Below are 22,045 nucleotides of genomic sequence, written 5' to 3' on the forward strand. Positions count from 1 at the left end.
CTATTAAAGCTAAATGCAAAATATTGATATAGCCACTTTGATAATTATTGCAGCAAATGTAATTATTTCTTTAAAGGGTTTTAAGGATTACGCCTTTTTCGAAAAGTACAAATTTAACATTGCCGGAATACGTAGAGGTGAACAGATACGGATGTTCTCTTCCGCGTTTTTACATGCCGATTTTAATCACTTACTATTTAATATGTTGACACTATATTTCTTTGCGGGTGTCGTTATTGATGAATTAGGTGTTGCATTATTTGTGTTGCTTTATCTCGCGAGTCTATTGGTAGGTAACCTCTTATCATTTTACTTTCACAAAGAAGAATATCATTATAGTGCCGTAGGGGCCAGTGGCGCAGTGATGGGGATATTGTATGCAGCCATATTGTTTATTCCGGATCAGAATTTGTATTTGTTTTTTATGCTTCCAATTCCAGCATGGTTATTCGGATTGGCATATTTGTTGTATTCGATCTATGGAATGAAAAATAAAGTTGGAAATATTGGCCATGATGCGCATTTAGGAGGAGCAATAGCAGGTTATGTGCTTACTATTGTCTTTGCTCCGGACTTATTACAAAACAGTTTATGGATCGTGTTAGTATTGGCATTCCCAATTGTTCTACTCTTTATTTTACACAAACTAGGAAAAATTTAATACTTTGAATTATGAAAAGAATACAAACAGTTTTAATGCTTTTAATAACTACAATTATCATGGCACAAAATAACCCACAACCAACTGTCGACGTTACCGGAGAAGGAATAGTACGAGTGACTCCAGATGAAGTTACGATAAATGTAAGGGTAGAAAATACAGGGAAGGATGTAAAAATGATTAAAGCTGAAAATGATAGAGCAATCAATGATGTTTTAAATACCGTAAAGCGTTTGGGAATTGCCGATAAAGATGTTCAATCTGAATACATTAGGCTGAGCAAAAATTACGATTATAATACGAAAACCTACAACTATGCTGCGAATCAGTCAATTGGTATTAAGCTTAGAGATCTTGGAAAATACGAATCGCTTATGAATGGTTTAATGGCAAGTGGAATTAATCGAATCGATGGAATTTCTTTCTCATCTTCCAATAATAAAGCCCTTGAATCTGAAGCTCGTAAAAACGCTGTAGCCGATGCGAAAATGAAGGCTTCAGAATATGCTTCTGTATTGGATCAGAGTATTGGAAAGGCAGTTTCAATTAGTGAATACCGAGTTAACAATAACCCGCAACCTATGTACCGCACAATGGCAATGGAAAGTGATTCTTCCGGAGGAAATCAAGTGATTGCTCCCGGAGAAATGGAAATCCGTGTGAATGTAAATGTAAGCTTCTTACTGAATTGATTTATTGACCCATTAAGGATGCAATTTTAGATTCTAATGCAGCTCCACGAAGGTTTTTGCCAATAATCTTACCTTCTTCATCCAATAGAAAGGTCGCAGGAATAGAACGTACACCATACATTTTGGCAATAGGATCTTGCCAGAATTGTAAGTTAGATACATGATACCAGTCCATGTTATCATCGCTTATGGCCTTAATCCAACGATCTTTCTGCGTGTCCTTGTCAAGAGACACACTTATAATATTTAGACCTTTGTCATGATACTTTTCGTATACTCTTACTACATTGGGATTTTCCATTCGGCACGGACGGCACCATGAAGCCCAAAAGTCGATTATAGTATATTTACCAAGAGTTTCTTTTAGCGATAGCATGTTTCCTTCAGGAGTGGGAGCACTAAATTCCGGTGCCATTCCACCAATATCAGTTTTAGACATACTTGCAATAGATTGCTTGATATCTTTTGCTATCTGGACATCGGCGTATTTAGGAGAAAGATTGTTAAGAATTTCGGATGCTTCGGAAGAAGATATTTCCTTTTTCATAATCATTTCAGAAAGTAGCATAAGCGGAAAAATAGCATTGTTATTTGATGCTATAAACTCCTTTTTATACTTTAATTCTTCATCAAAGACATTTTTACTTTCGTTTTGAATTTGACCAATTAAAGCTGTATTTCCTTCACTCTGAGCAATTTTATAACGAGCCATATGCTCTTGCTTGGTAGAGTTAAATCGGCGCTGTTTTTGTGAATATTGATTATATATTTCATTTTGGCGACCACCAATTATATGTGAGGCCTGAAGACTATCTTTATAGAGAACCACCTTTAAGTTTTCAGTTTCCGGAAAGTATGGAAGTTTTGCGTTATTACCTTTGATTTCTAAAAAATGAAGTACAGTGCCGTCATTTTTAGGAAATTTGGCAGCGAATTTACCACCTTGAATAGTTATTGTATCAATTACTTTAGATTGACTATTTTCAAATCTGTATACCAGTAACTCTGTGTTATCATTAAAACCTTCAGCAACACCATCTATTGAAAATGTATTCGTTTCAGAATTACAGGAGATAAGTAGCGATGTAAGTAATACGGCAAATATTCGTCTCATTAGTATAAATTTTAATTTTGGCAAAAATAGTTACATTATCATTCTTAAAAAAAATGCAAATCTCAATTTATTGTTAATTCTGCCAATCTAAAGGGATTCTAAGTAATTATTGTTTAATTTTAGTAGTTAAATAGTGTAAAATGAGAGCAGGAACAGGGGACTTTCCATTAAAGATCAAAATTAGTTTTGAAAAGTTGTTCGATCATTATAGATCGTTACAAAATGGGGGTTCTATACTTCAACAGGATCGAGCACATAAAATTCTCGAGGTAGCTGAAAAGTTTCCTAAATTAACATCTGGAATTTATAAGAATTCAGATTTTATAAAGTATCAAGAAGAGATAGATTTTATTTTGGAAGATGTTTTTTCCGAAGCATTAACCCTAAACGAAATAAAAGTTGCGACCACTCCTTTTAATGAGCATATTTTTAAATCAACTCAACGTTTTAAAAATATTATGAATACTGCGGATAAGAAGTTTGATTTGGAGCTTAATAATTTTGATAAAGATAGTTACTACATATTGGGTTGCAGCCTTATTTTAAATTTCTACTATGGTTATAAAATTGATTTTAGGCGACCTTACAATTACAGTATTCCAAGTGCGAATGGATTGACCAAAAATTATAAAGTGCTCTTTAATGCCGACTTTGTTTCGATTGAAAAAACGGCTAAAGCAGAGGACATTAAAAAGGAAGATCTTGATTTATTATTAGAGAGTTTTGATAATATCGAAATTTGGAAGGAAAAATTTCCACCCGGAAGCTGGATATTTAAAGGGTTTATTATTGCAAATATGTTCGATGTAACGCAAGATGCCTCCATTTCAGAATTTAAGACTAGTTTGTTGCAAAAGCAGTCTCAAATGGACAAATCGACAGAAGATTTTGAAAGAATTTTTAGGTCCATCTTTAATATTGAAGGATTAAAAATTGGATTTACAGGTTTTAACATTGAAGAAGAAGTTTTAGAAAAGGAATTCAGTAAAAATGTTCCGAGTTATATTTTGAATGCAGAGACCGAGCAGCCGTGCAAAGAAGCACTTTGTGAAGCTTCTTATGAAACTCTCTTTAGAAAAAATGAACTCTATATAGTTACCGATGCAGAGAAATACCACAAGTTATATCCAGATAATGTATTATACGAAAAATTAGTAAAGCAAGGTATAAGAAGTGCAATATTTGCTGCCATTGTTGCCAAAAATGAGCTAATGGGTATTCTCGAATTAGTGTCCCCGGTAACGAATGAATTGAACACGGTAAACGCAAATAAATTAAAAGATGTAATGCCTTTCTTAATTGATTCTATTTTAAGATCTAAAGAGTATTTTGAGAATGAATTAGAATTGATTATTCAGGAAGAATGTACAGCAATACATCCAAGTGTTCACTGGAAATTTAATGCGGAGGCCAAAAGATATTTTATTGCCAGAGAACAAGGAAAACAGACCTATTTTAAAGAAATCGTTTTTGAAAATGTATATCCCTTATACGGCCAAATTGATATAAAAGGTTCTTCTGAAGCGAGAAATGACGCTACCATTAAAGATCTCCTGCTTCAAATGGAGCAAATTAAACTGATTGTCAAAAAGATTGCTGACCTTGAACCATTACCGATTTACGATCAGATTATATTTAGAGTTGAGCTTTATTTGAAAGATTTGCAGGAAGTTTTGGCAGTAGATAGCGAGAGAAAAGTGTTAACTTTTATCCGGAAGGAAATCATTCCTCTATTTAATCATTTGGGTAAAAAGAACAAGGCACTTGAGGATTTAGTTGAAGAGTATTATGAGTTAATTGATCGAAACACAGGGCTGGTTTATAAACACCGTAAAAATTATGACGATTCGGTGATGTTAATAAACAAGCGAATGGCAGCTATAATTGATTCAAAGCAGCTCAATGCTCAGAAAATGTATCCGCATTTCTTTGAAAGATTTAAAACAGATGGTGTCGAGCATAATATGTATATAGGCGAGGCCATTACAAAACATAAAACTTTTCATAAAATTTATTTATACAATCTTAGACTTTGGCAGCTACAAGTTATGTGCGAAATGGAGAATGATTTCTATCGTATAAAAAAGGAATTACCGGTGCCGTTAGATGCTGCTTCAATGATACTCTCATTTAATAGCTCATTGTCTCTACGTTTTCGAATGGATGAGAAACGATTTGATGTGGATGGAACTTATAATGCAAGATATGAAGTCGTTAAAAAGAGAGTCGATAAAGCCAATATTAAAGGGACCGAAGAAAGAATTACTCAGCCAGGTAAGATTTCTATTATTTATTCTCAAAAGGAAGACGAGCTTGAATATCTTAAATACATCGCTTTCCTCCAGCACCAGAAAATTTTAAACAAAGATGTTGAAATAGTTGAACTGGAAGATCTCCAGGGAGTTACCGGTTTAAAAGCAATACGTGTAAGCGTTTTATATTCAAAAGGGGAGGAGAGGTCCAAAAAGTATTATACCTATGATGACCTTTTGTCACAGTTAAATGATTAGACTTCAGGCGTTACTAATTTAGTAACCTCTTCTACCGTAATATCTGCCATTCCAAATGAAAGCCCAAACGCGAATATGGAAAGTACAGTTCCAATGACAAAAATGGTATAAGTTACTCTTAGTATTCTATATTTTCGATCTAAAACTTTCCCTAGAAAGTACAAATCTTTTGTCATTGAAGAATAAATGTAATCTCTGTCTTTGAGCAATTCTTCGATTGCCCATTGATATTCCGAAAGTTCCATCTTATGGAAATTCCCAAAGAAAGTTAGATTTACACTTTTATTAATAACGTCTTCCTTGGTAAATTCACCTCTGGTAACATTGGGTCGTGTTGCAATCACAGCAAGTATCATTGTCACAGCACTAGAAAGTACAAAAACTGCTGTAGGCCATACTAAATACGGGTTAGTATCAAATTTAGAAAACAAGTTAGCCAGCGTCACAGATATGATGATCGCATTTACAGAAAGTAGAATGTTCGCCTTGGTGTCAGCGATATCACTAAGTTTAATATGATTTTTTAGTGCTGTTCGATAAAACGTCTGTATTCCTCTATCTGGACTTGCATCCTTATACTTCATTTTTAACTGAGCCTTGATGTCTTCTTTTTTTAACTTCTTTTTTTCCTTTTTCTTGGATTTCAGTAAATCAACAAGGTTTTCTTCTTTCTGTTTTTGCCAGTTTTTAAGCGCATATTCACTATAAAACTGATGTTTTTCTACCAGAACTTTTATGTTTTCGTCACGCCAATCGCTTGGAGAATACTTTTTTACATCTTGAGATTTTAATTCCTGACGTAAAAAATCACTTGCTTCCTCAAAGTAATCTTTTCCGAAGTGAGAAGAATCTGCATCTTTTATCATTTCCTCCATTTTATCTTCGGGAGCACGGGTGAACTTAGTCGCCAAAATACATTTCATCACACCTTCTATAGTGTCTTTTGCAACGTCTTTAGATTCCAGAAATTCTTTTGCAATTCTCGCACTTACTTCCTCATGTCCCTCGCGGGTTTCAATGTAGCCGGCATCATGCAGCAATGCAGCAAGTCTTAGAATTGTAGCATCTTTAACATCAATTTGTGAATCTTCAATGATTTCATTTATACTTTTATATACACGTTTAGTATGGGTGTAATTGTGATAAACAAAAGTGTTGGGCAATTTCTCTTTAAAGAGTTGAAGTATAAAATCGTCCGTTTCTTTTAAAATGTCATTCATATTTCTTGAATTATAAAACCAATTTACTAAAAAAAAACTCCATAAATTTCCGTTGAAAAAAATTAACACGATTATAACCTTTGTAGCATAATTATCACTCTTCGCATGTTTATAAAAAAAAGTTTCTTTATTATTTTATCAGTTTTAGTCACGGCCTGCGCTTCTTATGAGAATCAGTATTTGTTTCCTGATGAAAAACCTGTATATCCTTCTGAAAAGCAATTAGAAAAAACCTTTTATTTAATTGGAGACGCAGGGTATTCTCCGGTTGGCGGAATGAGTGAAGGCTTGCAGGTACTTCAGAATTATATGAAGACACAGAAAACTTCCGGGAATTATGCACTTTTTCTAGGGGACAATATCTATCCAGCTGGTATGCCTCCCGAAGGTCATCCTGAACGGGCAGCATCCGAATATAGACTGGATGCACAATATAATGCTGTGAAGGATTACGATGGGAAAGTTTATTTTATTCCGGGGAACCATGACTGGTATAATGAAGGATTACATGGATTGAGTCGAGAAGAACAATATTTTGAATCGAAAATTAAAGATCGACAAGTGTTCAAGCCATCTAAGGGCTGCCCGCTTGAAAGTATTTCAGTAACCGATAATATCCAACTCATTTTAATCGATAGCCAGTGGTATTTGGAAGATTGGAATGTACATCCCACAATTAATGAATACTGTGATATTAAAACCCGCGAGAAATTATTTATAGAAATTCAAACGGAGCTGGAAAAACATCAAAATAAAACTATTGTATTTGCCATGCACCATCCTATGTTCACAAATGGAACTCATGGTGGTTATTTTAGCTTAAACAAACATCTGTATCCAACGCAACAAAACATACCCTTACCTGTACTTTCATCATTAGTGGTCCAAATTCGTTCTCAAGGAGGTGTTTCTGTGCAGGATAGGTATAATGAATTGTACAATAACTTAATGAATCGTCTTGCCGACGTTACGAGAAATAGTGACCGATTGGTATTTGTATCAGGACATGAACACACCCAACAGTATATAGTGAAGGATGGTCATACACAAATAGTTTCCGGTTCAGGGGCTAAAGGTGGTGGTGTATCTCTAGGAAAAGATGGTTTGTTTGCTACTGGAAAACAAGGTTTTGCAGTGATGGACGTCTTTAAAGATGGTTCGTCTTGGGTTCGTTTTTATGGAGCCGGCACTAATTTTGAACCTAAGTTATTGTATGAGAATGAAATCTTTCCCGCTGTTGTAAATTATAATACAACCAAGCTACCAAAAGATTTCGAACCAACAATAGTTGCACCTATTTATAAACAAGATAGCATTTCAAAATCTCTTTTCTTTGAATCGGTATGGGGAGCACGCTATCGTGAAGTGTTTTCAAAACCGGTTACCGCAAAAGTAGTGAAGCTGGATACTTTATATGGGGGTCTTAGCGTGATTAGAGAAGGTGGACAAAAAGAGTTTCGATCTTTGCGATTAAAAGATACTTTAGGTAACGAATACAGAATGCGAGCACTAGGAAAGAACTCCTTGAAAATTTCAGAAAAAATCGTGCTGGATGAAACAGGCGAAAACACCGACCCTGATGAACAGACTCAACTTCCTCAGCGAATTGATTATGACGAAGATTTTTACACTGCAACACATCCATACGCAACACTTGCCATACCAAAAATGGCCCAAGCAGTAGATATTTTCTATACAAACTCACAGCTATTTTATGTTCCAAAACAAAAACAATTAGGTGATTATAATGAAAATTATGGTGACGAATTATATCTTATTTCGATCGATCCTACCGAAAGGAGCGAAGGGGAACAGACATTTGAGTATCCCGACGATATAGAGACTACGGATGATATACTTACAAAAATTCGAAAGAATGGCGATATACAAGTCGATGAAGAAAATTATATTCGATCAAGACTTTTTGATATGCTGATTGGTGACTGGGATCGTGAGAGTGATCACTGGCGCTGGGCAGAATTTTACAACAGCTTTGGTAAAAATGTATATGTCCCGATTCCCCGAGACAGAGATGATGCATTCTCTAGTTTTGATGGAAGCATAGTGAATGTGGCTCGTTCCATATTTAGTGGTGCAAGACAAAGTCATATTTACGGTCCTGATATATCAGATCTTGACTGGTTTAATGCTGAAGGAATTATTTTGGATAGAGCTTTACTGGAGAGATCCGGTAGGGAACAATGGCAACTTGCTGCGAAACGTATCCAGGAGAGTTTAACTGCAGAGGTAATCAATGAAGCATTTGATACAATCCCCGAAGAAGTTAGAGATGAGGAACTTCAGAAAATAATTGAAAATTTAAAGGCACGGAAGGAGAACTTGGTAGAAATTGCCAATAAATATTACGATATACTGGCAAATTTTCAAACAGTCACAGGTACGGATACAGATGACTTTATTGAGATCACACGTCTTCCTGATGGCTTTACAAATATAAAAACCTATACGCTCGTCGATGGTGAAAAGGCAAACTTGGTTACAGATCGCACGTATAATCATTCAACAACCAGAGAAATTTGGGTATATGGGCTTGGCGGTGAAGATGTATTTGAAGTCAATGGAAAAGATAGTGACCTTATCTATATTCGATTAATTGGAGGACAGGAGAAGGATACGTATAGAATTAAAGATGGACGACGCGTTAAGGTCTACGATTACGATAGTAAGCCAAGTGTCGTTGAGGAAAATAATGAAGCCAGTTTGATTTTCACCGATATTTACAGTTTAAATACGTACGATTACAGACGACAAATCAATGATAGTAAGCGCTTAGGTCCTGCCTTTGGTTACAATCCTGATGACGGACTTAGAATAGGAATACAATTCTTATATACCATCAATAGTTTTAAAAGAAACCCGTTTTCAAAAAATCACAGTCTTACAGGCGGATATTATTTCGATACTTCGAGTTTTGATTTGACCTACAGTGGGGAATTTGCGAATTCGATTGGAGATTTAAACTTGAGTATTGGAGCTCGTGTTACCAGCCCCAATTATACAGTAAATTATTTTGGCTATGGAAATGAAACTCTCAATCCTGAAGATGAGCTGGGATATGATTTCAACCGCGTGGAATTACAAACGTATTCTGCCAATTTTGGATTACTCCGAAACTCAAGCTTTGGTAGTTACTTTAAATTACAAACGAGAGTCGATGCGATACGCTTAAATGAAGTACGAAATAATCTGTATCAATTTCAAGGGCAGACTGAACTTGAAGACACCTCGTTTTTTGGATCTGTAGAAGCAATATATAGCTATAGAAGTTTCGATAACCCAGCTAATCCTGCTCGAGGTATGACCTTTGATCTTTTATTAGGATTGACCGACAATTTTACGAATCCGGAACGGGTATTTGGTTATTTAAATTCTCAAGTTACATTTTATAATGCCTTGGTAAAAAACGAGAAATTAGTACTAAAATCTAAGGTTCAATCTTCTTTTAACTTCGGAAATAAATTTGAGTTTTATCAGGGTGTGCATGCTGGAGCCAATAGCGGATTAAGAGGGTTTAGGGAAGAGCGATTCACGGGAAAATCTGCACTGGCAGGAAGTGCAGATATTCGATATAGTTTTGATGAATTTAGGATTGAACTATTTCCAGTTCAGATAGGAATTTATGGTGGTTTGGATCTAGGTCGTGTTTGGACTCCTAGTGGAGATTCTGAAAAATGGCATAATTCACGAGGCGGTGGGTTATGGATAAATAGTCAGGGAGGATTAAACGGGACATTTAGTGCTTTTAACTCGAACGAAGGAACTCGTTACAGTTTTGGTGTTGGCTTTAATTTTTAAAATGAAATCTTCAAATATTCTTGTATGCGTATAAAATTACTCTTTTACATATTTACCATTCTTATTTTATTTAGCTCTTGTGCTACACGACGTATAATGACTTCGGAAAAGTTGAAGGATGCGTCATATCCATCAGAGGAAATGAAATTTGAAAGATTTTTCATTGTAGGCAATACGGCGAAGCCTTCCGAAGAAAAAGGAAAAGTCTTGTCAGCAATGGAAAAATACATGCTCTCTGACACTTCCGAAGCAAAAAACCTCATATTTATTGGTGATAATGTGAGGGGAAGTAAAAAAAATGAATCCAAAATTAAGCAACAATTAGACAATGCGATTGGTGTTATAAAAGACACGAAGGCCAATCCTTTTATTATTCCCGGAAATTACGACTGGGATTTCAACGGGGTGGAAGGACTCGAAATCATTGAAGATTATTTGGATGAAAAATTAGAAAAAGAAAATGCACTTACTCCAAATAATGGTTGTCCGCTGGAAAGTATCGAAATAAGCGAGTCTGTCCAGTTAATTGTGGTTGATAGCCAATGGTATATTGAAAATTGGTATTTGCATCCTGAAATTAATGATAAATGCGAGATAAGAACTCGTGAAAAACTGTTCCTGGAACTGGAAGGTGAGCTAAAACAGCACGCAAACAAAACGATTGTTTTTGCAATGCATCATCCAATGTTTACGAATGGTTATCACGGAGGAAAATTTGCTTTTAAAGACCATATTTTCCCACTTCAAGGGAATGTGCCGCTACCGGGAATAGGAACCTTAGTAGCCGAAGTTAGATCTCAAGGTGGAATTTCTATTCAAGATAGATTCAATAAACGTTATAATGAGTTAATGCTGAAGCTAGACGTGCTGTTAAATGTGAATGATCAACGTATTGTTGTCGTATCGGGACATGAGCGAAACTTACAATATATTGAGCAAGGAAATGTCAAACAAATTGTATCGGGTGCAGGCTCAAAAACCAAGCCGGTTACTCTTAGCGATAACGGGCTGTTTTCATATGGTAAAAAAGGGTTTAGTATTCTGGATGTTTTTGAAAATGGTAGTGTCTGGGTGCGCTTTTTCGGATTGGATACAGAGGACAAGGCAAAGATGATATTTCAGAAAGAAGTCTTTAAGCCACTGCCGATATTAAATCTCGATACTTTACCCAAGTCCTTTCCTAAATACACCGAAGCTTCTGTTTATGAACTAGATAAAGTTGAAAAATCGGATTTCTTTAGATCATTTTGGGGAAATCATTACAGAGATGTATATGGAAAAAAGGTAAAAGTTAGAACCGGAGTGTTAGATACCCTGTATGGCGGACTTGAAGTAATACGTCCGGGCGGAGGGCATCAAACAAAATCGTTGCGATTAGAGACCAGTGACGGCAAGGAATACAATATGAGAGCTTTGAAAAAGAGTGCGGTTCAGTTTCTCGAAACAACGGCTTTTAAAGGTATAAATGGCGAAAAATATTTTTCAAGAACTATTCCTGAAGAATTGATTTTAGATTTTTATACAGCCGCACATCCATATGGAGCTTTCGCAATACCAGGCTTGGCGAAAGCAGCGAACGTGTTTTACACCACGCCAGAATTGTTTTATATCCCTCAACAAGCACGCCTTGGGAAGTACAATGAGGAATACGGAGATCAACTTTATATGATCGTTGAAAAGCCTTCCGATGAATATACCAATAGAAAAAGTTTTGGTTATCCCGACGATATTGAGAGCACCGACGATTTATTGGAGAAATTACGAGAAGATGAGGATTATACGCTTGATGAAGAAGCTTATATTCGTGCTCGTATTTTCGATATGTTAATAGGTGATTGGGATCGCCATAGTGATCAGTGGCGTTGGGCTGAATTTGAAGAAGATGACGGAAAGAAAGTATTTGTGCCAATTCCGAGAGATAGAGATCAGGTATTCGCAAATTTTGATGGTTCATTTCTCGACGTTTTACGTTCTATGCTGGGAGCAGTAAATCAGTTTGGTGTTTATGGAGAAGATATTGTAGATGTAAAATGGTTTAATGAGGCGGGTTCAAAACTTGATAGAGCCCTGGTTAAGCGGAGTGACAGAAGTGTATGGATTGAACAAGCTAAAAATCTTCAAAAATCCATCGATGAGGAGATTATTGATAAGGCTTTTGCTGCGTTGCCGAAAGAGGTTCAGGATGCTTCCGTAGAGGAAATAAAAAAGAAGCTAATTCTGCGAAAAAACAATCTGGTGAACATTGTAGAGCGCTATTGCGATCAATTTGCAAAATTTCAAATGCTAACCGGTACCGACAAAGATGATCTCTTTGAAATTACCAGAATGCCCAATGGTTTAACTCGTATCGCTGCCTATAGAATTAAAGATGGTGAAAAAGGGGATGAATTATTCGACAGGACTTTTGATAGTAAGAAAACAGAAGAAATTTGGCTGTATGGTCTGGACGATAAGGATGTGTTTGAGGTTAAAGGAAAACCAGATAAACCTATCCTAATACGGATTGTTGGTGGACTGGGTAAGGATACCTATAAAATCGAGAAAGGACGTAAAATAAAAGTGTATGATAACCGAGGTCAAAAGAATAAAGTTGAGGAGAAAGGTGGTGCACATTTTCGCTTCACCAAATTGTATCAGGCCAATCATTACGACTATCAACGGTTTAGAAAAGGAGGCGGTAATATGGGGGTTGATGTAGGTTTTAATCCGGATGACGGAACTCTTATAAGAGCTTCATTTGTAAAAGAAAAGAACGATTTTATCCTTAATCCATACAGTAGCAAAACTGAAATTTTCGCCGAATATCAATTTCTCACACAAGGTCTGGATCTTCGTTTAAATAAGTACTTTGCTGCCGTTGTCTCCGACTTTAACTTTGTCGTTACTTCGCGTTATACGTCTAAAAATTATACAGAGAATTTCTTTGGCTTCGGAAATGAGACTGCTAACCCGGACGCTCAATTAAGTTTGGACTATAATCGCGTAAATATGGAGATGTATCATGCCGGGATGGGCCTTCAGCGTATTTCTGACTATGGAAGTTATTTCGATTTTAAACTTGATGTGTCTTCAGTCGAATTGGTAAAAAATGGTGATAATTTCGTGTTGCAGACACTTCCGAAGCAAGTAGGAAATAGATCTTATTTTTTGATTCCAAACGCAGGCTATACATACAAAAATTACGATGTGGAGGAATTCCCTTCCAAAGGGATGAAGTTTAATATAAATGGTGGAGGAATTGATAACCTTGGAAATAGCAACATCACGGGATTTGTAGATGCATCGGTAGGGTTTTATAATTCGTTGTTAAGTAACAACCGCCTTGTTTTAAATACCCACCTGGCTTCTAAATTTATCATTGGTGATACGCCCGAGTTTTTCCAACAAGCGAATCTTGGAGGAAATACTGGACTTCGCGGTTACAGAGATCAGCGATTTACAGGAACAAGTAGTTTGTTGGGTAATGCGAATATCGCCTATAACTTTAAAAAGATAAAAACCTTCTTTTTTCCAATTGGGTTGAGTGTTTACGGGGGTTACGATATTGGACGCGTTTGGGTAGAAAGCGATACTTCAGATATATGGCACGACTCTTATGGTGGAGGATTCTTGGTTAATTGGACAGATGCATTAAAAGGAAATTTCAGTTCTTTCGTAAGTGAGGAAGGAACGAGGCTATCTTTTGGATTTGCCTTTAGTTATTAGACTTCGGAAAAATTGTAAAAAAAAGAGGGTAGTTGAAATACAATTAAGTATTAACTACCCTCTTTACTGTTCGGTTATATTAATCTAGTTCGTCTTAGAAACCTAAACCAAAGCCAATTTGAAGCTGTGCATCCTCTTCTGAAACGAAGTAGCCTGCTTTCAATGAAAATGTATTAAGACCACCAATCCATACACCACCACCTTGTGAAGTTCGCCATTGATCGGCAGTGCTATTTTCCACCCAAACTGTTCCGTAGTCAAATCCGCCATAGATCCCAACTGTAATAGGCACTACTGCAGTTACGATTCGAGCCAAACGCACTTTTAAATCTGAACTTTGGTAGAAATAAGATTTTCCACTAAAGCGTTCGTTACGATAGCCTCGTAAACCGTTGTTCCCTCCAATGGAAGGAGCGTGATAGAAAAAGAAATCGTTTCCGAAGTTCCCTTTAATCTCGGCTACAGAGCCTAAAACAAGATCACCGGAAGAAATCAGCTTTCTGTCGAATCCTAATTTAAAAGAAGCATACCCAAAGTTGTTGTTTTCAAGCTCAACATTTGATTTATATCCTATTTCAGCACCAACAAAAAACCCTCGAGTAGGGAAATCCATTGCATCTTCATTTTTATATTCAAATGCTGCTTCTGCACCTATATAGTTATTTGTTTCGAATACAGCTGGATTGACATTCGCCGGGGTGAAGAATCTTTCAGGATTCTGTTCAACTTCATAACTTTCGAAGAGTCCATGAATTCGTATTGTTCTATATGCAATTCCCGATTTTAATTTAATCTGTTGCATGCGAGCTCTATTGAATTCCATTTCGACCGCTTCTTCATCATAAACACTATCAATTCCATAACCGAAGAAATTGTTGGCAAAATTTTCATTCGTAAAATATCCTTCAATCTCAAAATTCCAATTCGGAATTATATTTGCAAAAGTGCCCTTATATTCCAGTTCGACCGCCGTAAAATCGAAGAAATAATTCGCCGATAAAAAGTGCTTGTATCTAAAATCTTCTCCGTTAAAGCCTTTGTTAGTATAAGTATCCTTTAAACCTATGTAAAGTCCGTCGTCTGTTTTAAAACCTAAATTTGGAAGTAAAATATTATTGTTTTCATTGAAATTTCTCCAAAAATATGTGTTCGTTTCATATAGTTTTGTGAACTGATGTGCGGGGGTTTTATCCTTAAATTCAGTTTTTTCGTAAGGCCAATCGTATACTTTGAGATTTTTTTTATTACTAATGTCAAATTCATCATCTCCATATCCACCTACGATTCTAACCATAATTTCACGATCTCCATCGCCCGAAACTTTAAATTCATCATCATCGTTAAGTCCGTAAATCCAAATTTCGTTTGTAATTGCTCTATCGAAGGTGCGTTGAAAGAAAATCTTATCGGTTTTGTTCTTTAGCGCTCTTTTTCCAATCACTTCGGTTTTCCCGTCTGGAAGTCGGATGATTTCAAATTTATCATCTTTATGTGTTCCGTGAATAATAACGGTTTCATTCATCCTTTCTCCATACCTTCTTGCAATCTCATCAATATTATCTAAACGAGCTTTTAGGCTGCTTTTAATGGCTTCGGAAGCTTCGTCTTGCACTTCTTTGGGGAGTCTGTTAAATGCTTCTTCTATCACTTCATCGGTAATTTGATTCTGAAGTAAAACTGCTTCTTCAACCCAAACAGAAGGATCATACTCGTTTAAAAGTGCTCTATCGAGATTATTTCCTTCTCCATTGAACCATTTTACATCTTTAATTTCAGGTCCATAAGACTGCCAGAATCGAACATCGGGGAGAATTAGTTTAATTATGGGAATTGCTATTCCGTCGAATTTAGAAAAGGCCGCATCACGATCCCTTGGGATAGGAATAAATCGGATATCGTCGTCACTTACTTTATATTCTGCCCAGCGCCACTGGTCTGCGTGTCTGTCCCAATCACCAATAAGCATATCGAAAATACGTGCGCGAATCCATGCTCTTTGGTCAATTGAATATTTCTCATCTTCGTTTAGTTTTTCCAGAACATCTGTGGTACTTTCAAATTGTTCTATTTTTCCATCTACTTCCGGATTGGCTCTGTTATAACCCTCGTAATCTTTTTGTTCATCATTCGGGCGTTCTTCAATAAAGTAAAGTTGGTCACCATAATCTTCACCTAAAAGTCCGAAGCCGGGTTGCTTAGGAAGATAATAAAGGCTTGTGTTTGCATGATTAATTCCTGCTGATTTTGCGAGCGGATTGATCACCAATTGCATATAAGGGTGTGTGGTACTAAAGAAATCATACACCGCTTCTTCTGCAAATGTTCCTTTATATTCATCTTCTGTATACGCAATACCTTTAACCTTATATCGAAGAAATTTTAATGCATTTTTCTCGAGTCCACGCATAGCATATTCTTTCCCCTCACCATCTACCAATCGGGCAGAAAAAGATTGGTGACCACCGCCTGGTTTTTCAATTGTTAAGCCTGAATAAAGGGTGTCTAGAATTGCAATATCTGCTGTTACTGGTTGCCCGAAATAAGATCGATATCTCTTTCCCCAAATAAAATTGTAAAAGCCAGATTTGTTTATTTTTTTATCATCTGAAGTAATTGGAAGTGTTTTAGTTTTTTCTTTAAAGGTTGGAATAGGGTATTCTTCTTTTTCCTTCGGAAATTTATCATGCACTTGATAGGCATGTTCAGTTTCCGAAGTGATAAAACGAACCTTCGAAGATCCGTCCTTATAATAATCTAAAATAGCGAACCCTTCTGCTCCGTAAGTAAAATTCCCTTCAAAAGGTAAAGAGCCACCAATGGTTGTTATTTTCGCTCGATCAATTTTAGTTCCAGTTCTGGCACCTAAAGAACCACTAATAATTTGATGCATTCCTTTACCAGTTAAATATTGCAGGCTTTCTTCATGACCGGAAACAAAAGTCACCCGATCCGATTCTAATGCAAGAGCACTAACCATATCTCTTAGATAATCGTAGCGTAAATTATTTAAATTTTCGGTGCTGAAACTAGCAAGATCTTCTAATTCATAATAAATAGAGCCAATAATTGGCAATGGAGTAATACTTTCCATAAAAGTGTTTCGACCAGCTCGTTTTCCATTGCTGAAAATTGGGTGATGCATAACAATCATCAAATTTTTACCTCTGGAATCTTTGATATAACCTTCCAATTCTTCTAAAAATCGTCTTTTTGTATTGATGTCCGGGCATTTCTTGTTAATATATTCGATACCATCCCAATTGGAGCTAAACCATTCAGAATCTAGCAAGATCATATCTAATTCGTCATTGACAACAATATATTCGAGCGGACAAACATTGTTGGGTTCCACTTCCATATTCTTAATCTTATTGTCCTTGAGATAATCCTCGACCCATTCAATTTCTTTAGTGTTTCTGCTGCTCCATTCGTTTTCACCAGGCGTAAAGTATGTTTTACCTTTAAAATCTTTAGCCAATTCAATATGGTTTTTCAGCAAAGTTTTATTAAGCTCTTTATGGTCCTTATTTGCCATATAATCTCCTACGATCAATAAGGTACTTTGAGAGCTAGCCTTGTCCAGATGTGATTTAAGAAGCTTTTCTATTGAAGGATTGGAACCACCCTTAGCATTTCCTAAGCCTCCAGCTATATAGAAGCTGTGAATTGGTTTTTCATCATCAAATGTAACTTCATCTACTTCAGATTGAGGTTTGTAGGTAGCACAGGAAGCAATCGCGAAAGCGAGAATCGAAGTAAATAATTTGGTTGTGAAGTTGTGTTTAGTAATTTTTATCATATAATTGAATCTACGTCTTTATTGAAGGTCTAATATCATTTAAATTTACAGAAGCGTTTTAACTTCTATGTAGTCTTTGGCAATATTTTAAGTGTTTTTAAAGTAAAAAGTAATTATAGGTCGAGTTTTAATTCATACAGATTCCCACCATAAGCCCCATTTCTTTCATCTGCGATATATAGTGTATTGGAATCTTTAAATCCGATGCTTTCTTTTTGAGAAGTATGTTCAAGTTTGATCTTTTTAATCTTTCCATTTAGGAAATCCTCATCTTTGTAGTCGTCAATTATAAAAACCTTGTTGTACGTAAGAAGTGCTATTCTTCCTGATGAAAAATCGATAGTGGCTGCTGTAACTTCACAGTCTTTTCTATCATTGCAAGTTTTGAAGGTGCCTATTAATTTTGCTTCGAAATTTCCTGATTGGGCAGGCACACGATACACTTTCGATACGCCATCAAAATTATTGCTTCTGTTACGCGTAAAAAGGTAGAAGTTTTCATTCAAATAAAAGAAGGCTTCAATGTCATAATTGCGATCTTTTTTCTTGATTTTGAAAGAATTCTGATCCTCTAAAGTAAAATTGGTAATAGCAACTTCACTCTTTGTTTCGGTTATTTCTGAAACATTTCTAAGAGTGTAAATAGCCAGGTTTTTCCTGCTGTTGTGATTGTTACCAAAATCACCAATATAAAGATTACCATCCCTATCCTTCGCCAGATCCTCCCAATCATGATTTACAACATTAGTTAGGGTAATAACTTTATCAAAAGACTCTTTCTTTGGATTAAACCCGTAAACCGCCGGCTCGCTACCCGAATCCCCAAGTACCCATATTAATGGACTTCCTTCTATTGTTTCTAAACCACTAACCTCTTTCATCGAATTTGGAAAAGAGGCAACAATGGAAAGTTTTCCGAAGTCTTGACAACTAGCAGTAGAAAATGATATGAGAAGTAAAATAATGATATTTTTCATAAGGTATTTTAAACGTAATCTCCATCCAATTTGTCAAATCGGATTTTAGTTAGAGTGATTCTGGTCGGCAGCTATTCGAAACACAATTAAGCTTCAGGATAAGTATCACTGGACTTCATAGTCCAAGCGTCTAACATCCAGCTTACTTTTTCAATATTTCCGATATATGCTCCTATAAGATCTATGGTACCTTCATCATCTGCTTCTGTTGCTTTATCTATAACGAGTCGCATTTGCTTTAAAAGCTTACCATGATCTTCCAACAGAATTTTAACCATATCAAGATCTTTCGTATTCGAAGAAGATTCTTTCAAATTAGACATTTTTAAATAGTCGGTAAAATTACTGGTGGGCTGATAGCGGAGTGTTAAGATACGCTCTGCGATTTCATCAATTTTTAGCTTGGCATCATCATACATTTCCTCAAATTTGATATGTAAATCGAAGAAATGCTTCCCAACCACATTCCAATGAAAATTTCTAAGTTTTTGATAGTACAAATGATAATCTGAAAGCAGAATATCAAGTTCTTTAACCGTTTTTAAGGTTTCTTCTTTGTTTAAATTAAGATAATTCAAATTAATAAATTTTTATGTTAGACAATGATAAAATTAACAGTTAGCACAGAGCTTGACAATTAAATACAGTTGTTTAGTTTTTAATTAACTTAGAATTACCATTATTTAAGAAATCAGAGCAGTGGAAATTTCTTTTAGACCATTGACCTTCTAAGCTTTTGCCATAATTATTGTATCTTTGCAAATTCTTATTTTGATCCCTTATCTCATGATAAATAACCTATCAATTGCTATTGAAGCTGCCATAAAAGCTGGACATGCAATTTTAAAAGTTTACTCGACCGATTTTAACGTTGAAATTAAAGGTGACGACTCTCCATTAACCTTAGCCGATAAGAATGCAAATGATATTATTAACGAATATCTCGTCACTACTCAAATACCGATCATTAGCGAAGAAAATAAACAATTAGACTATTCCAAACGCAAGAATTGGGAGCGTTGTTGGATTGTAGACCCATTAGATGGAACTAAGGAGTTTATTAAGAGAAATGGAGAATTTACAGTCAATATTGCGCTAGTTGAAAATGGAATTCCAACGTTAGGAGTGATTTATGTACCCGTTTCGAAGACTATTTATTTTACTGCTTCGGATGCTTCAGCTGCTTATAAAATGATGCTGTCTGATGATGAGATTAATGTAGCTTCTATAATTTCTAAAGCTTCGGAAATACACCCGGCTTCAGAAAATGCTTCGGTTATAAAAATTGTGGGGAGTAGATCCCATTTAAATGAAGACACCGAAAATTTCATTTCAGAAATAAAAAAAGAAAATGATGTAGAGATCGTATCGAAAGGTAGTTCTCTAAAATTTTGCCTTGTGGCAGAAGGTGAGGCACATTTGTATCCAAGATATGCGCCTACTATGGAGTGGGATACAGCTGCAGGGCAGGCTATTTGCCAAGCAGCAGGAGTAAAGGTTATCGACAATAACACCAAGAGGCCTTTGCTTTACAACAAAGAAAATTTATTAAATCCTTATTTTTTGGTTTCCAAATAGTATGTCAATATACAAGCAGGAATCGCATATAAGAAGTATTTTAAAGGGGGTTTCCTGGCGCGTCATTGCTACTACTGATACTATTTTAATTGTCGTTTTAGTGACTTGTTTAGCTGGACAATGCAGTCTTGAAAATGCTCTTAAAATTGGTGCAGCCGAATTTTTGATTAAATTGTTTGTGTATTATCTGCACGAAAGAATTTGGCAAAATTTTAAAAAAGGGGTAGAAATATCAAGCAAACATACGCTTTACAAGACAATAAGTTGGAGAGCAATAGCAACAACTGCAACTTTTCTAATTTCGGGTGCAATACTGAATAGTTTTGATGAAATAGCAATTTTTATCGCTGTACTCGAGTTAATTACTAAATTTGCACTTTATTATTTTCACGAACGATTATGGCTGCGATTGCCTTTAGGAAAAGTTCGAAATTATTTTTTAAAACTCAAGAACTGAAATGGGTATGCAGAAAAATGTAATACCACATAATTATAATGTATCCAGAACGGATAGATCTATGTTAAATCAGCATGGGTCATTCTTACTATGGTTCACCGGCTTGTCTGGATCCGGTAAATCAACCATTGCCAATGCTGTTGAAAAGGCATTGTTCGAAAAAGGGATTCATACGTATTCTTTAGATGGAGATAATGTGCGTAAAGGTTTAAATAATAATTTGACTTTTTCGCCTGAAGATCGGAAGGAAAACATTAGACGTATTGCTGAAGTGGCAAATTTAATGTTAGATGCGGGTCTTGTAGTTTTAGCAGCTTTTGTATCTCCTTATGCAAAGGACAGAGCTAATATTAAAGAGATCGTTGGAGGAGACAACTTCGTGGAGATTTTTGTCAATACTCCAATTGAAGAATGTGAACGACGTGATGTTAAAGGACTTTATGCAAAAGCAAAGGCAGGTGAGATACTTAATTTTACAGGGATTAACGCGCCTTATGAAGCACCCGTAAACCCTGATATTGAAATCGATACAACGACAACCACAGTTGAAGAGGCGGTTGCGACAATTATAAAACAATTAGAGACTAAAATAGTAGGATAAATGAGTAAGTACTATTTAAATTATTTGGATGAGTTAGAGTCTGAAGCCATTTTTATCCTTCGGGAAGTTTGGGCACAATTTGAGAACCCGGTAATTCTTTTTTCAGGAGGGAAGGACTCTATTTTGGTGACTCACCTGGCGAAAAAGGCATTTTATCCATCAAAAATTCCATTTCCTTTAATGCATGTTGATACCGGACATAATTTTCCGGAAACCATTCAATTTAGGGATGATCTCATCAACGAATTTGGTGCACAGTTAATTGTTGGTTCAGTACAAGAGTCGATTGATGAAGGAAGAGTTTCCGAAGAGAAAGGAAAGAACGCAACAAGAAATGCGTTGCAGATTACTACCTTATTAGATGCCATTGAGTCGAACAAGGTGGATTGTGCCATTGGAGGTGGTAGGAGAGATGAAGAAAAGGCGAGAGCTAAGGAACGTTTCTTTTCACACCGTGATGATTTTGGACAATGGGACCCAAAAAACCAGCGCCCGGAATTATGGAATATCCTAAACGGTAAATATTTTGAAGGGGAGCATTTTAGAGCCTTTCCTATTAGTAATTGGACCGAAATGGACGTATGGAATTATATCATGCGGGAAAATATTCAAATTCCGTCGCTTTATTTTGCACATCAGCGCGATGTTGTTTGGAGAAGTAATTCCTGGATTCCGGTATCTGAATATTTAAAATTGGAGGATGGAGAGAAAATTGAATCTAAGAAAATTCGTTTCCGAACCCTAGGAGATATCACAATTACAGGCGGTATGGAATCGGATGCAGATACGCTTGAGAAAATTGTGGCTGAGGTTTCGACAATGAAACAAACAGAACGTGGTAACCGAACTGATGATAAGAGAAGCGAATCTGCAATGGAAGATCGTAAGCGTCAGGGGTATTTTTAATTGTATTGA

14 protein-coding genes are annotated in these 22,045 nt (G+C 36.0%); 9 read left to right on the forward strand and 5 right to left on the reverse strand.

Going from position 1 to position 22,045, the window contains the following annotated elements; all coding sequences use genetic code 11:
* Window positions 1–13 precede the first annotated feature (13 nt).
* Window positions 14–661, forward strand: a complete 648-nt coding sequence (locus BXY75_RS11340) for a rhomboid family intramembrane serine protease (protein ID WP_121907867.1) — start codon at window positions 14–16, stop codon at window positions 659–661.
* A gap of 11 nt (window positions 662–672) precedes the next feature.
* Window positions 673–1,353: an SIMPL domain-containing protein gene (locus tag BXY75_RS11345; RefSeq protein ID WP_121907868.1), complete on the forward strand. Its 681-nt coding sequence runs from the start codon at window positions 673–675 to the stop codon at window positions 1,351–1,353.
* Window position 1,354: 1 nt separating this feature from the next.
* Here the strand turns inward: BXY75_RS11345 and BXY75_RS11350 are convergent, their stop codons facing one another.
* Window positions 1,355–2,467, reverse strand: a complete 1,113-nt coding sequence (locus BXY75_RS11350) for a TlpA disulfide reductase family protein (RefSeq protein ID WP_121907869.1) — start codon at window positions 2,465–2,467, stop codon at window positions 1,355–1,357.
* A gap of 140 nt (window positions 2,468–2,607) precedes the next feature.
* Here BXY75_RS11350 and BXY75_RS11355 point away from each other — a divergent pair, with 140 nt between their 5' ends.
* Window positions 2,608–4,977, forward strand: coding sequence for a GAF domain-containing protein (locus tag BXY75_RS11355; protein ID WP_121907870.1), 2,370 nt, complete (start codon window positions 2,608–2,610; stop codon window positions 4,975–4,977).
* Here the strand turns inward: BXY75_RS11355 and BXY75_RS11360 are convergent.
* The gene (locus BXY75_RS11360) at window positions 4,974–6,197 is read right to left on the reverse strand and encodes a Pycsar system effector family protein (RefSeq protein ID WP_121907871.1); all 1,224 of its coding nucleotides are present in this window, start codon (window positions 6,195–6,197) and stop codon (window positions 4,974–4,976) included. The genes BXY75_RS11355 and BXY75_RS11360 overlap by 4 nt on opposite strands.
* Window positions 6,198–6,302: 105 nt before the next feature.
* Between BXY75_RS11360 and BXY75_RS11365 the strand changes: the two genes are divergently transcribed.
* Together BXY75_RS11365 and BXY75_RS11370 are read left to right on the forward strand one after the other, a co-directional pair.
* Entirely contained in the window at window positions 6,303–10,013 is a 3,711-nt protein-coding gene (locus tag BXY75_RS11365) for a metallophosphoesterase (RefSeq protein ID WP_121907872.1), read from the forward strand.
* 24 nt (window positions 10,014–10,037) lie between these two features.
* A complete protein-coding gene (locus BXY75_RS11370) occupies window positions 10,038–13,718 on the forward strand; it encodes an outer membrane protein assembly factor (RefSeq protein ID WP_147437274.1) in 3,681 nt (1,226 codons plus the stop codon).
* 94 nt (window positions 13,719–13,812) lie between these two features.
* Here the strand turns inward: BXY75_RS11370 and BXY75_RS11375 are convergent, their stop codons facing one another.
* The 3 genes from BXY75_RS11375 to BXY75_RS11385 all read right to left on the reverse strand — a co-directional run bounded on the left by BXY75_RS11375 (window position 13,813) and on the right by BXY75_RS11385 (window position 19,072).
* Window positions 13,813–17,517 (reverse strand): BamA/TamA family outer membrane protein, encoded by a 3,705-nt coding sequence (locus BXY75_RS11375; RefSeq protein WP_121907874.1) that lies wholly within the window; start codon window positions 17,515–17,517, stop codon window positions 13,813–13,815.
* 113 nt (window positions 17,518–17,630) lie between these two features.
* Complete coding sequence (locus tag BXY75_RS11380) at window positions 17,631–18,494, reverse strand: hypothetical protein (protein WP_121907875.1); 864 nt, start codon at window positions 18,492–18,494, stop codon at window positions 17,631–17,633.
* An 86-nt stretch (window positions 18,495–18,580) separates the two neighbouring features.
* Window positions 18,581–19,072, reverse strand: coding sequence for a Dps family protein (locus tag BXY75_RS11385; protein WP_121907876.1), 492 nt, complete (start codon window positions 19,070–19,072; stop codon window positions 18,581–18,583).
* Window positions 19,073–19,280: 208 nt separating this feature from the next.
* On the opposite strand from BXY75_RS11385, the gene cysQ reads away from it, so the two are divergent.
* The 4 genes from cysQ to cysD are packed head-to-tail and all read left to right on the forward strand — an operon-like array spanning window position 19,281 to window position 22,036.
* Window positions 19,281–20,072, forward strand: coding sequence for a 3'(2'),5'-bisphosphate nucleotidase CysQ (gene cysQ, locus BXY75_RS11390; RefSeq protein ID WP_121907877.1), 792 nt, complete (start codon window positions 19,281–19,283; stop codon window positions 20,070–20,072).
* A gap of 1 nt (window position 20,073) precedes the next feature.
* A complete protein-coding gene (locus BXY75_RS11395; protein WP_121907878.1) occupies window positions 20,074–20,529 on the forward strand; it encodes a DUF2061 domain-containing protein in 456 nt (151 codons plus the stop codon).
* A 7-nt stretch (window positions 20,530–20,536) separates the two neighbouring features.
* Complete coding sequence (gene cysC / locus BXY75_RS11400) at window positions 20,537–21,130, forward strand: adenylyl-sulfate kinase (RefSeq protein WP_121907960.1); 594 nt, start codon at window positions 20,537–20,539, stop codon at window positions 21,128–21,130.
* Window positions 21,131–22,036, forward strand: coding sequence for a sulfate adenylyltransferase subunit CysD (gene cysD / locus BXY75_RS11405; protein ID WP_121907879.1), 906 nt, complete (start codon window positions 21,131–21,133; stop codon window positions 22,034–22,036).
* Window positions 22,037–22,045: the final 9 nt, after the last annotated feature.

The organism is Ulvibacter antarcticus (genome assembly GCF_003688405.1).
Classification (GTDB): Bacteria; Bacteroidota; Bacteroidia; order Flavobacteriales; family Flavobacteriaceae; genus Ulvibacter; species Ulvibacter antarcticus.